Source organism: Mycolicibacterium parafortuitum (assembly GCF_002086815.1).
GTDB classification, from domain to species: Bacteria; Actinomycetota; Actinomycetes; order Mycobacteriales; family Mycobacteriaceae; genus Mycobacterium; species Mycobacterium parafortuitum.
Map to the genome: position 1 here is coordinate 115451 of NZ_MVID01000015.1, position 12974 is coordinate 128424.

Consider the following 12974-nt stretch of genomic DNA (forward strand, 5'->3'; position numbering starts at 1 on the left):
GACAGTGACCCACGTCACCGATGTGGAGGCAAAGGACGTTTTGATCATTGAGAACACCCGGTCCGCAGTCGCCGGCCTGCTGCGCGGACGCAGCCTGGCGGCCCAGTTCCTGGTGTTCCAGCTGGTGGTGGTCGCGGTGGTGCTGGTGGCGGTCGCCGCGGTGTCGGTGACGCAGTCCGAAGCCGAATTCCGCGAGGTCAGGGGCCAGCGGATGATCGCGGTCGCCGAGAACATGGCCTCGACCCCGATCGTGCGCGACCGCTACCAGGACCCGTTCGCCGCCCAGACCCTGGCTCCGGAGGTCGACCGGGCGGTGGCGCTCTCGGGCGCCAGCCTCGCCGAGATCCTCGGGCCCGACGGGGTGGTCCGCGCGTCGTCGGACCCGTCGCGGATCGGTACACGCGTCGACCTCGGAGCCAGCCGCGCCGACGAGGGGCGGGCCTGGTTCGGCGACGCCGACGTCGACGGCACGCACAGCCTGGTCGGGCAGGTGCCGATCCTGGCCATCAACGGTGACGTGCTGGCGATCGCGTCGGTCAGCGAGATGTACCCATCGGTGTGGGCACTGCTCAGCGGGGCCGGCGAGAGTCTGTTGGTCTACCTCGGGCTGGGCGCCGCACTGGGGATGGTGGCATCGTGGCTGCTGTCCCGCCGGATCAAGCGCCACACCCGGGGATTGGAGGTCGCCGAGATCGCGAACCTGGCCGATCATCGGGAAGCGTTGCTGCACAGCATCCGTGAGGGGGTGATCGCGGTGAACGACGACGGCGAGATCACGTTGCTCAACGACGGCGCACAGGATCTGCTCGGCGTGCCCGGTAACGCGGTGGGCCGCCGGGTGGACGAGGTCGGGATCGATCCGGCGGTGGTGTCGCTGCTGACGTCCGGTGCCGACGGGCAGGCCGCCGACGACACCGTGATCGCGACGCGAACCCGGGTGCTGGCGTTGAGCCGTCGCCCGGCGACCAGCCAGGGCCGACAGATCGGGACGGTCACCACGATGCGTGACAGCACGGAACTCGCTGCGCTGCAGGGCCAGTTGTCCTCGCACAAGAGCGTCACCGACACGCTGCGAGCGCAGACGCACGAGTTCGCCAACCAGCTGCACACGATCTCCGGGCTGGTGCAGCTCGGCGAATACGACGCGGTGCGTGATCTGGTCGGCACGCTGACGCGCCGCCGCGCCGAGATCAGCGACGCGGTGACACAGCGGATCGCCGATCCCGCGGTGGCCGCGTTGTTGATCGCGAAGACGTCGCTGGCCGCCGAGAGCGGCGTGGAGCTGCGACTGGATCCGGCGTCGCATCTGGGCGCGTTGGACCAGGCGCTGGCCACGGATGTGATCACGCTGCTGGGCAACCTGATCGACAATGCCGTCGACGTGTCGGTCGGCGCGGCGCAGGCCCGGGTGACGGTGCGTATCGACGATCGGGAGGGCCTCACGATCAGCGTGATCGACTCCGGACCCGGTGTCCCCGAACACCTTCGCGAAGAGATCTTCGCCCGGGGAGTCACGTCCAAACCCGAGGTTCCCGGCGGCCGCGGGATCGGTCTCGCGTTGGTACGGCTGGTGACCGCCCAGCAGGGGGGCACGGTGGAGGTCGGCGATGCGCCCGGCGGTGGAGCGCGATTCTCGGTGCAACTGAAGGCGGTGCGCACCCATGCGTGATGTTCTCGTCGTCGACGACGACTTCATGGTCGCCGAGATCCACCGCAGGTTCGTCGACCGGGTGGCCGGGTTCCGCGCGGTCGGTGTCGCCCACACCGGCGCGGCCGCGTTGACGGCGACGCGGGAACTGCGACCGCAACTGCTGCTTCTGGATGTCTACCTGCCCGACATGACGGGACTGGATGTGCTGCAGCGTCTTCGCGCGGGCGGTGACCGGGTCGACGTCATCATGATCACCGCGGCGCGCGAACTCGACACGGTGCGCGGAGCGCTCGACGGCGGGGCCGCCGACTACCTGATCAAACCGTTCGAGTTCCCGCAGCTCGAATCAAAACTGGAGGCGTACTCCTCGCGCGCCGACGCGCTGCAATCCGCGCACGGTGTGGACCAGCATCTGGTCGACACGTTGTTCGGCGGACCGTCCGCGGCGCCGGCCAAGGTGCTGCCCAAAGGTCTGGGCGCCGAGACCGGCGAACTGGTGCTGGCCGCCGTCCGCGACGCCGGCGAGGTGTCGGCCGCCGAATGCGCTGACCTGGTGGGAATCTCCCGGGTCAGTGCGCGACGATATCTGGAGCACTATCTGAGCGTCGGCGCGCTGGAACTCCGTCTGCAGTACGGTGTGGGCCGTCCGGAGCGCAGGTACCGCGTCGCGGGTTAGCGCCGACGCGACAGCGCCCCGAGGACCGCGCCGAACCGCTCGGCGATCAGCCGATGAGTGGTGGCATCGGGGTGCAGGTTGTCGGGCAACGGATGCGCGGCTTCGTCGCCCGGCCCGTACAGGCCGAGACCGTCGACGTAGGACAGGTCGGGATCGTCGACCTGTCGCTCGTGCACGATCTCGGCGAGCTGCTCACGGATGCCGCGGAGGGTGAGACGACGCAGCCCCACGTTCGGCCCGACGGCGTCATCGGGGTCACCCAGTGCCACGAAGCGCACGGCGCCCGCCGCAAGTGCTTCGACGTCGAAACTCCCTGGCCCCGGGGTGAACTCGTGGATCGGGCAGTGCAGCGGTCCGATGACGATCAGTGGCGTCGTCGGGTGCCCGTCACGGATGGTGTCGAGAAATCCGTGCACCGCGGGACCGAAGGCGCGCCTGCGCATCAGATCCGCGTTCACCAGGTTGATGCCGATCTTCACGCTGATCAGGTCAGCGGGGCGATCGCGAATCACCCTGGCCACGAACGGATCCAGCATGGCGCTGCCGGAAAACCCGAGGTTCACCAGGTCGAGGTTCCTGGCCGCGGCCACCAACGCCGGCCAGGTTGTGCTCGGGCTGTCCGCATTGGAGCCCTGACTGATCGAGCTGCCGTGATGAACCCAGGTGGGCCGACCGGTCGGGACGGGCACGATCGGCGCATCGGTGCGCACGCCGACAAGCTCGGTTCGCTCGTAATGGGGCAGCCAAAGCTCCAACGTCTTGTCCTGCGGCGGCAACCCGTCGAAGCGCAGAGTCGCGACGTCACCGAACTCCGTCTCGCTCGCACCCGTGCGCGGGTCGATACGCACCAGATCGCCCCCGTACACCGCGGCGTGCCCAACCCGTCGACCGTCGATCAGCAGATCCACCACACCGTCGGCGCGGGGCGGCACACCGGTCAGCACAACTCGGGTGCGCAGAAGGTCGAGTTCGATCACGGTCGCGGCCGAGCGCACTGCCAGCCGCACACCCGACGGCTGTGCTTGGGCACTCAACAGCTGCGGATCGTCGCACCGCGCACGAGCGGCGCGCGGCAGACGGTGCGGAAGCCAGCCGCGGCCGGTGTCCTCGAGCTCCGCGAGTCCGTTGAACAGGTCGGCGGTGACGGGATGCGAAATCACAGTGGGGCTCCGCTCATCCCGACACGTTACGCGTCGCCGCCGCCGTGAGCGTCGACGCAGATGGTATCTCGATAGACTTGCCCGATGACCCGGACTGTGCGTGAGCACGGACATGCAGTCACCGATTCCTGACTACCTCGCCGAGACACTCGGCGACATCGCGTCGGACACCTCGGGGGCGCTGGCGGACTACATTCCCGAACTTGCGGCGGCGGACCCCGAGCGGCTCGGTGCGGCGTTCGCGATGGTCGACGGCGCGGTCTACGGCGTCGGCGACGTCGATACCGAGTTCACCATCCAGTCGATCTCCAAACCGTTCGCCTACGCGCTCGCGCTCGCCGACCGTGGATTCGACGCGGTGCTGGCTAAAGTCGGTGTCGAACCCTCCGGTGAGGCGTTCAACGAACTCTCACTCGAAGGCGGTACCGGGCGTCCGCTCAATCCGATGATCAACGCGGGCGCGATCACCGCGCACTCGCTTGTCGGACCCGAGGGCATCGACGCGACGGCTCGGCTGGAGCGGGTGGTCGACGGGCTTTCGGCGTTCGCGGGCCGCCGCCTGATGTTCGATGATTCGGTGTGCGCCTCCGAGTTGGAGCACGCGCACCGCAACCTGGCCATCGCCCACATGCTTCGCAGCTACAACGTGATCACCGAGGACCCCGCCACCGTCGTCGAGGGTTACACCCGCCAGTGCTCGCTGCTGGTCACGACCCTCGATTTGGCGGTGATGGCCGCGACCCTGGCCAACCACGGGGTCAATCCGGTGTCCGGGGAGCGCGTGGTGCCCGAACCGGTGGTGCGGCAGGTGCTCAGTGTGATGTTCAGCTGCGGAATGTACGACGCCGCAGGCGACTGGGCGACCCAGGTCGGCATCCCGGCCAAGAGCGGGGTCGCCGGCGGCCTGATCGGTGCGCTTCCCGGCCAGATCGGGATCGCCACGTTCTCACCACGATTGGACGTCCACGGCAACAGCGTGCGCGGAGTGGGGCTGTTCGGGCGGTTCTCGTCGGACATGGGTCTGCACGTGATGGAGGTCCCGGCCGCCAGCCGCGCGGTCGTGCGGTCCAACCACGTCGTCGGCGAGGAACCCGACGCGGTCCGGGTGATCCAATTGCAGGGCGGTATCCGCTTCGCCGGCGCCGAGCGGGTGATTCGCGAAGTCACCGACACCGCGCCGGCAGAACATCACGTGAAACTTGATCTGACGATGGCGTATTCGATCGACGACGTCGCTCGCCGGATGCTGCTGGAGATCGTCCGCCGGCTCACCCTCGACGGTCACGAGGTCTCCCTGATCGACCCCGAGGGAATCCTGGCTGTCCCGATTTCCTCAGCGTGAGCGCAACCGCAGCGCCGCTGCCGCACAGCGGGTTGAGTACCCTCGGGCCACTTGCAGGGAGAGAGGGGACGACATGCCCGTTGTGGTGGTGGGTAATCCGAAGCCGAAGTCCAGGACCAGGGCAGCGGCGGCGCTGATCGCCGAGAAGCTCGGCGGGCGCCCGCCCGAGGCGGTGATCGACGTCGTCGACCTCGGAGCCGGACTGCTCGGCTGGGGTGACCCTGAGGTCGCGCGCGCCAAGGCCACCGTGCTCGCCGCCGACTTCCTCGTGGTCGCCTCCCCGACGTTCAAGGGCACCTACACGGGCCTGCTCAAGCTGTTCCTCGACCAGTTCGGGGCGGGCGAACTGGGCCAGAAGACCACCTTCGCGGTGATGCTGGGCGGCGCGCCCACCCATGCGCTGGCCCCCGAACTCACGTTGCGACCCGTGCTCGTCGAGATCGGGGCGAGTTGCCCCGCACCCAGCCTGTACCTGTTGGACTCGGAGTACGACACCTCTGCCGACCTCGACACCTGGCTCGAGCTGGCGCGCCCGTACGTCCCGGAAGCGCGCTGAGCCCGTCGCTCACACCACCATCCGGTCCTTGATCGTGCCGGTGCCCGATGCGTCGGCCAATGCGGCCCCGGTCGGGCTGAACAGCGTCACCAGGAACGTCTCGTCGCCCTCCAGCACGGTGTCGCCGAACACCACCACGGTGATCGTCTTGCTGGTCTCCCCCGGCTGGAACGTCAGCGTGCCGGCGACAGCACCGTAGTCGCCGCCCGAGGTGGCGGTTCCGTTCGTCGTCGCGTACTGCACCGTCACCACCTGAGTGGACGGGGCGGCCAGCGACACCACGAACTGGGCGAGCACGCCCGCGCTGCCGGCGTCGAAGTCGAACTGGATGGCCTCCAGGTACGCCATCTTGTTCGCATTCACCGTGCGCCAGTCGTCGGCCAGGATCCCGCCGGTGTCAGTCGAATTTGGGTTCCACGACCAGAACGTCCACGACATGTCCTGGGTGCCCGCGGGGATGTCGATCGTCCCGTTGTTGTCGAAGTCGCCGGACAGGTACGAGGTGATCGCCTCGTACCAGACGAGATCCTTCGGGTCGTTGAGCCGGGTACCGAACTCGCCCAGATAGATCGGGGCGATGTTCTGCTCGTAGATGTAGCCCCACATCTGCTCGAACTTGTCGGGCAGCGCGGCCCCGAAGTTCGCCGACTGGAACCACGGCTGCGCGTACACCGAGTTCGGGTAGTCGTGCGGTGAATACACCACACGGTTGGGCACATTCAGCACGATCGGGCGGTCTTTGACCCCCATCAGGTTGCCGCCCCACCAGTAATGCTGACCCTGATACTCGGCCACCCCCTCGACGAAGATCAGCCAGTTGGAGTTCACCCCGAGGACCGCGTTGCCGGCGCGTTCGGCCGCGGCCGCCCAGTCGGTGACCCCGCCGCCACCCCAGGTGCCGGCGTACGGCTCGTTGTGCAGGTCCGCGCCGATCACGGTCGGGTTGTTCGCGTACCGCTGCGCCAGCATCTTCCAGTCGTTGATCCACGCCGCCTCGGTGTACGGGCCCTCGTACCACAAGCCGTTGCTGTTCGGGCCCGCTCCCTTGCCGCTGCGGTGGTGGTCGAGGATGACCCGCAGGCCGACCTCCCCCGCGTACGCGACGATCTTGTCCATGATCTGCAGCGGCGTCAGCCCGACGAGGTCGGGGTTCTTGTTGAAGTCGATCCCGTTGGGCGCCGCGGTGGTGTGCAGGCTCTCGCTGGAGTAGGCCAGCCGGATCGTGTTGAAGTCCAGCGCCGCCATCTGGTCCATCATCTCTTTGTACGAGCGTGTCCAGAGACCGTGCGGGGCAAAGGTTTCGCTTTCCATGCCGAACCAATTCACGCCGGCGATCTGCACCGGGTTGCCCGCTGCGTCGACGATCTGGTTCCCCGAGGTGGAGAACCAGCCCGGCGCGACGCCGGTGCCGGGCACCGGTTCGGCGACCGACGCATCGGAGATGCTCAGAGACACGGTGCCGGGGATCGCGACGTCGTTGTCGACGATGGTGCCGAGCGCGGTGCCGTCGGCGATCGTCGCCCCGGTCGGGCTCGACAGGGTCAGGGTGAACGTCTCGTTCGCCTCGACGGTGGTGTCACCGGTGACCGACACCTGGATCTGTTGGGTCAGCACCCCGGGCGCGAACGTGATGGTCCCGGCCTTGGCGGTGTAATCGACACCGGCGGTGGCGGTTCCGTTCGATGTCGCGTAGGCGACGGTGACCGGACTGGTCGACGACTTCGACAGGGTCACCACGAACGTCATCTGCGTTGCACCGCTGTTGGCCTCCGTCACCGACGCGTCGGCGACCGACACCGTCGGCGCCTGCACCGGTGCGGATCGTCCGTTCACCGTGAAGTTCGACGCCGACGCCGAACCGCCGCCCGGGGAGGCCTGGAAACCGAACGTGACGGTCTTGCCCGCGGCGACCTTCGGGTTCCACGCCGCGTTGCGCACCACGTAATGGTTTCCGACCCGGCTGACGATCTCGGCGTTCCAGATGTTGCTGATCTGGACCGGGGAATCGAATTCGACGGTCCAGCCGTCCAACCCGGCCGACCCGGCGGTCACGGTGACGGTGGCGGTGAAGCCCGAGCCCCAGTTGTCGTTGACCACCATCGCCGCCGACGAGTTTCCGGGCGCCGGTGTGACGACGTCGTCGTTGAGGATCGTGCCGACCGCGGACCCGTCGGCGATGGTCACCCCGTTCGGGTTCGACAGCGTGAGGGTGAACGTCTCGTCCGCCTCGACTGCGGTGTCACCGAGGATCGGGACGGCGATGTGCGCGGTCGTCGCTCCCGCCGCGAACGTCAGCACCCCGGAGGACGCGGTGAAATCGCTTCCCGCCGTGGCGGTCCCATTTGATGTCGTGTACGCGACGCTGACCGCGGAGCTGGCCGGCTTGTCCAGGGTCACCACGAACACCAGGTTCTTGGACCCGCTGTTGGACTCCGTCACGCTCGCGTCGGCCACCGACACCTTCGGCGGAACCACCGTCGGGTTCTCGCCGCCGGCGACGCCGTTGACCGTGAAGTTGGTCGCGGTCGCCGAACCGCCGCCCGGCGAGGCCTGAAATCCGAAGGTCACCGTCTGCCCCGCGGCGACCTGCGCGTTGTAGGACGCGTTGCGCACCACGTAATGGTTGCCGACCCGGCTGACGATCTCCGCGTTCCAGATGTTGCTGATCTGAGCCGGGGAATCGAATTCGACGGTCCAGCCGTTCATTCCGTCCGCCCCGGCAGTCACGGCGACGGACGCGGTGAAGCCCGAGCCCCAGTTGTCGTTGACGGTGTACGTGACCGCCGCGTTCCCGCCCGGGGTCGGGGTGGTGCCGTCGTCGTCGACGATGGTGCCGATCGCGGTGCCGTCGGCGATCGTGGCGCCGGTCGGGTTCGACAGCGTCACCGTGAAGGTCTCGCGGGATTCGGCGACGGTGTCACCGATGACGTTGACGTGCACTGTCTGTGAGGTCACCCCGGGAGCGAACGTGACGGTGCCTGAGGTCGCGACGTAGTCGGTGCCCGCGGTCGCGGTCCCGTTCGACGTCGCGTAGCGGACGGTCACCGTCTGCGTCGACGGCTTGTCCAGCGTGACGACGAACATGAAGTGCGAACCGGTGCCGTTGCCCTCAGCGACCGACTGGTCGGCGATCGAGATCGCCGGTGGCGGCCCGGAGATCGGGTTCACGGTGCCGTAATCGTTGAAGACGGAGCTGAATCCGCCTGCGGGCGTGTTGGTTCCGGAGGTGTTGGTGGTGGCCTGACCCAGGCTGCCCGGGTAGTCGCGGTTCAGCGACCACATCGACAGCATGCCGAGCCCCCTGGCGCGGGCGAAGTCCTCGAGCGCCTGCGAGTCGGCGACGGTGAACACCTCGGTGAGCACGTCGTTGACACCGATCATCGGTGTCACACCGAGCTGGTTCCAGCCGAAGGACTGCCCGTATCCCGCATACAAGCCGTTCAGCTGGCCGTAGGTGGATTCCGCGGCTTGAATCGCATACGCACCCATGGTCTTCGCGTTCGGCCCGGAGGTGGGTGCCGCCGACTCGCCGTAGTCCATCGCCATGATGTTGACGCCGTCGAGCCTGACGCCGGCCTCGATGGCCTTGCGCACGACGTTGACCCCGTCGGCGGTCAGCCCGCTGGGCAGCACGGGCAGCGTGTACCAGATCTCCAGGTCCGGCCTCATCTGCTGCAGAAGCTTGAGCGCCTGGGCGTTCAGCGCGATCGAGGCGGGCTCGGCGACCGCGGCGCCCTCGATGTCGAAGTCGATCCGGTTGAGCTTGTAGAAGTCGGCGACCTCGGCGTACGCGGTGGCCAGCGCCTGCGCACCCAGACCGTGCGCGGCGTACCACTGCGCGAGGCTGGTGCCCGATGCGCCGCCGAGCGAGATCATCACGTCGCCGCCGGCGGCCTGCAGCGCCGCGATCGACTGGTTGATCGCCTTGGCCTGGTCGAAGTCCGAGTCGGGGCGCAGCGCCGACAGCCCGGCCCAGGCCAGCTTGCCGTCCGGGGTCGCCTGCATGAAACCCAGTGTCAGCAGCGAGATCCCGCGCTGCTGGGCGAGGGCGAGCAGGTCCGGCACCGGCCAGGCGCCCATGTCGACGTACGGGGCGAAGAACGCCTCACCCCAGAGCGCGTCGCCGGGGTTGCCGGAGTTCTCCCCTCCGGTCCCCGGGACGACGACGCTGTCGTCGTCGGCGATGGTGCCGGTGGCCACCCCGTCGGCGATGGTCGCGCCGGTCGGGTTGGTCAGCGTCACGAAGAACGTCTCGTCCGGTTCGCCGACGGTGTCACCGATGACGTCCACGTGCAGCAGCTGGGTGGTGACACCAGGCGCGAAGGTGATGGTGCCGGTGGTGGCGGTGTAGTCCACCCCGGCGGTCGCGGTGCCGTTGGACGTCGCATAGTGCACCGTGACGGTCTCGGTCGACGGCTTGCTCAGCGTGACGACGAACATGAAGTGGCTGTGTGCGCCGTTGCCCTCGGTCACGGTGAGGTCGGCGACGGACACGCTCGGCGGCGCCGTCGGCGCCTGGTCGACATCGTCGTTGACGATGGTGCCGACCCCGGTGCCGTCGGCGATGGTCGCGTTGACGGGCGATGACAGCGTCAGGGTGAACTGCTCGTCGAGCTCGACGACGGTGTCGCCGTTGACCGCGACGTTGACCGTCTTCGACGTCTGCCCGGGGGTGAAGGTCAGCGTGCCGACCGCGGGCACGTAGTCACCGCCGGCGGCGGTGGCGCTGCCGTTGCTCGTGCTGTAGCTGACCGTCACCGTCTCGGTGGACGGTTTCGACAGCGTCACCGTGAACACGATCGTCGACGATCCCGAATTGCCCTCCAGCACTTGGGCATCCCCGACCGAGAGCTTCGGCGGGGTGACCGTCTGCCCGGCGCCGTAGATGAGGTTGCTCCATTTGACCCGGGCGCTGTCGTCGAGCGCGACGATGTTGCTCGGCTGCAGCTCACCGAGCGCGACACCGGTGAGGGTGTAGGACTGGTTGTTTCCGGTGATCGCGATGCGGGTGGAGCCCGCGACCTCGGTGACGTCGAACTCGTGGGCCTTGAACCAGCCGAAGTCGAGCTTGTCCTTGCTGGGGTCGAAGCTCAGCGTGGTGTGGCTGCCGTACTGCCAGGAGATCTTCGTCGTGGTGCCGGTCTGGCCCGTCGGGGGCCGGCCGTTGCCCGCGGCAGTGGGCCAGGTGTTGGTGCCTGCGATCGGAACACCTTGTGGCAGCACCTGCGAGTCGGGCACGGTGCCGATACCGAGTTGCTGGTTCAGCCGGTCCTCGCGGACCTGGGCGTTGTGGAAGACGAAGTTCGTGGCGGTGAGCTGGCTCTTGGTGATGCCCTGAAGGATCAGGGCCTGCCCGGTACCGGCGTTGGAGATCACGACACCGTCGGGGGTGTCGGACATGTAGATCTGCTCGCGGGTGCCGAAGTAGCGGAAGTCGACGACGTCGGTCGCGGGGTTGAAGGCGACCCGGTCGATCTGACCGATCTCGTGGGAGCGCGCGTAGACGGTGTTGGCCTTGGGTGTGATGCCGTGCTCCCAGGCCAGTGCGCCGGAGAGGTCTTGGCGCAGATGGTCGTTGAGGACGGGCGCGAAGCTGTCGACGGTGAGCTGGCCCAGCGATACCCCGCGCAGCACGGCGGTCTCGCCGGACCACGGGTTGCGGAAACCGACGCCCTCTGGGGTGTCGACGACGATGAAGTTGTGGACGGACACGTCGCCGAGGTCGAGTTTGTCCCTGGCCGGGTTGAAGCCGACGATGTCGGGCCCGGAGGTGGTGATGTGATAGATCGTTCCGGTGGCGGCTGTCGTCGAGGCTGCGGTCACCCCCGTGCCGGCTCTGGCGGCCCGGTCGGCGAGCAGTGGCGAAGTGGTCTGGGTGACAACGCCGCCGGTGTCGAAGGTGATGGTCACCGGGACGTGCGTCCTGGTCGGCGTGACCGAGATCAGGTGGAAACCCGCGTCGCGGACCTGGATGACGAAGCTGTCCTGCCCGGCGCCAGTCAGTAGCGGGTTGGCGGTGTAGGTGAACGTGCCGGTGCTGTCGATGACGACGGTGCCGCGGGTCGGCGCCTGCAGGATCGAATAGACGAGCTTGTCGCCCTCGGGGTCGGAAGCGATCACCGAACCGGTGAGGATGCCGGGGGCGGTGAGACTGGTCGATGCGAGCGCGGCCGTCGGTCCGTTGTTGGCGAACAGCTTGTCCATCTCGCGGCGGATCGCACCGAAGACCGCGGTGACGAACTCGAATCTGGGCAGCGGCGCGGTGTCGTTGCCGGCCGACGATCCGATACCCAATAGGCTCAGGAACTTCGAGACGATGGCGGTCAGCCCGGAGGACACGGTCGCGGTCTGCGCCGCGGATCTGTCGGTGGGCAGGGGCACCGCCGCGGTCTGTCCCTGGACGGCGGCGCCGGCCGTACGGGCCGAGGCCGGCGCGGGGGTCGTCGTGTCCGGTGCGTCGACGGTGCGCTCCGCAGTGGCATCGGATTCGTCTGTCACCGAGATCTTCTCGTCTTCGGTGCGAGGCGGCACCGTGCCGTGATCGCGTGCCCGCTCCCCTGGATCGGTGTCAGCCGGTTCCTCGGCGGGGACGTCGTCGACGGGCTCGTCGGCCACCGGTGGCTCGTGCGTCGGCGGATCGGCCGGTGCGTCGTCATCCTGGTCCGCGTCGGAATCCCGGTCGGAGTCGTCTGGCTCCGGGTCGTCGTCGGACTGATTCGGGCCGTCGGTGTCGGTCGGTGAATCGGTGGAGTCTTGTGACCTTGCGGTGGGCTTCTTGGCGCGGGTGTCGGAGCCGGCCGACTCGGCGCTGGCGTCGGAGCGCGACTCCCCGGCGCTGGTGTCGTCGCCCGGATCGGCGGAGGCGACGGCGGGACCGGCCAACCCGATTCCCAGCGCCACAGCTAACGTACCGACACGACCCACAAATCGCCCGTAGCCCATCAGCAACTCACTCCCGTCCATTCCACGGCGCCCGACCCCTGGGCTATGGCTAATCGTTCCAAAAATCACGAATGTGATATTGACGACTTGGAAAGGCATAAAACACCAGCGGAACCCGATCGTCAAGCAGTTCCGGCGAACCCGACCGAAGATAAGACTCAGTCTCAGCAAGCAAACTCTGCCCAATAGCTTTGTTAGCCGATTTACCTGTGTAAAGTTGCTTTACAGCGAGCTGGTTACCCACCTAGCGAATGTGTCACGGGCCGTCGCTGCGGCGTGGCCGAACCGTTCGACATGGCGCCGTGTCAACTAATTGGACAATGGCGAACATCGCCGACAAAAGCAGTACAGCGAACTGTGAAATGTCGAATACGCGGCGCAGCTTTTCGTCTGCTGGCTATCCACGTTGCCGCCACGCAAACGTCAGCATCCGGCAGTCGAGAACCCTGCGGAGATCCGGGCAAACGCGCCCACCCCTGTCAGAAGGGTGGTGGTTCGTCGGGGTCGTTGTTCGGTGGTGGTGGGGGTTGCCAGTTCGGTGGGAGGGTTTCGGGTTCGAGGGGATCGTTGACGAAACGCGCGAACGGGCTTTTGCTGGGTGTGTTGTGGGCGAAGTCGCCTTTGAACAGGAGGTAGCGGCAGCGGAA

Annotated in this window: 7 protein-coding genes; 4 read left to right on the forward strand and 3 right to left on the reverse strand. The window is 67.7% G+C overall.

Annotated elements, in window-relative coordinates:
• The first annotated feature begins 40 nt into the window (after nucleotides 1-40).
• On the forward strand, nucleotides 41-1669 hold the full coding sequence (locus BST38_RS17015) for a sensor histidine kinase (RefSeq protein WP_237160822.1): 1629 nt from the start codon (nucleotides 41-43) through the stop codon (nucleotides 1667-1669).
• The gene (locus tag BST38_RS17020) at nucleotides 1662-2327 is read left to right on the forward strand and encodes a response regulator (RefSeq protein ID WP_083144521.1); all 666 of its coding nucleotides are present in this window, start codon (nucleotides 1662-1664) and stop codon (nucleotides 2325-2327) included. Before BST38_RS17015 ends, BST38_RS17020 begins: the two co-directional genes overlap by 8 nt.
• Here the strand turns inward: BST38_RS17020 and BST38_RS17025 are convergent.
• Nucleotides 2324-3487 (reverse strand): SGNH/GDSL hydrolase family protein, encoded by a 1164-nt coding sequence (locus tag BST38_RS17025; protein ID WP_237160823.1) that lies wholly within the window; start codon nucleotides 3485-3487, stop codon nucleotides 2324-2326. The genes BST38_RS17020 and BST38_RS17025 overlap by 4 nt on opposite strands.
• A 112-nt stretch (nucleotides 3488-3599) precedes the next feature.
• Between BST38_RS17025 and BST38_RS17030 the strand changes: the two genes are divergently transcribed.
• A complete protein-coding gene (locus BST38_RS17030) occupies nucleotides 3600-4829 on the forward strand; it encodes a glutaminase (RefSeq protein WP_083144536.1) in 1230 nt (409 codons plus the stop codon).
• Nucleotides 4830-4902: 73 nt separating this feature from the next.
• Nucleotides 4903-5385: an NADPH-dependent FMN reductase gene (locus tag BST38_RS17035; protein WP_083144523.1), complete on the forward strand. Its 483-nt coding sequence runs from the start codon at nucleotides 4903-4905 to the stop codon at nucleotides 5383-5385.
• Between the two features lie 9 nt (nucleotides 5386-5394).
• Here the strand turns inward: BST38_RS17035 and BST38_RS17040 are convergent, their stop codons facing one another.
• Nucleotides 5395-12285, reverse strand: a complete 6891-nt coding sequence (locus BST38_RS17040; protein WP_272818851.1) for a Calx-beta domain-containing protein — start codon at nucleotides 12283-12285, stop codon at nucleotides 5395-5397.
• A gap of 91 nt (nucleotides 12286-12376) precedes the next feature.
• Nucleotides 12377-12571 (reverse strand): hypothetical protein, encoded by a 195-nt coding sequence (locus tag BST38_RS29250; protein WP_133057245.1) that lies wholly within the window; start codon nucleotides 12569-12571, stop codon nucleotides 12377-12379.
• Between the last annotated feature and the right edge of the window lie 403 nt (nucleotides 12572-12974).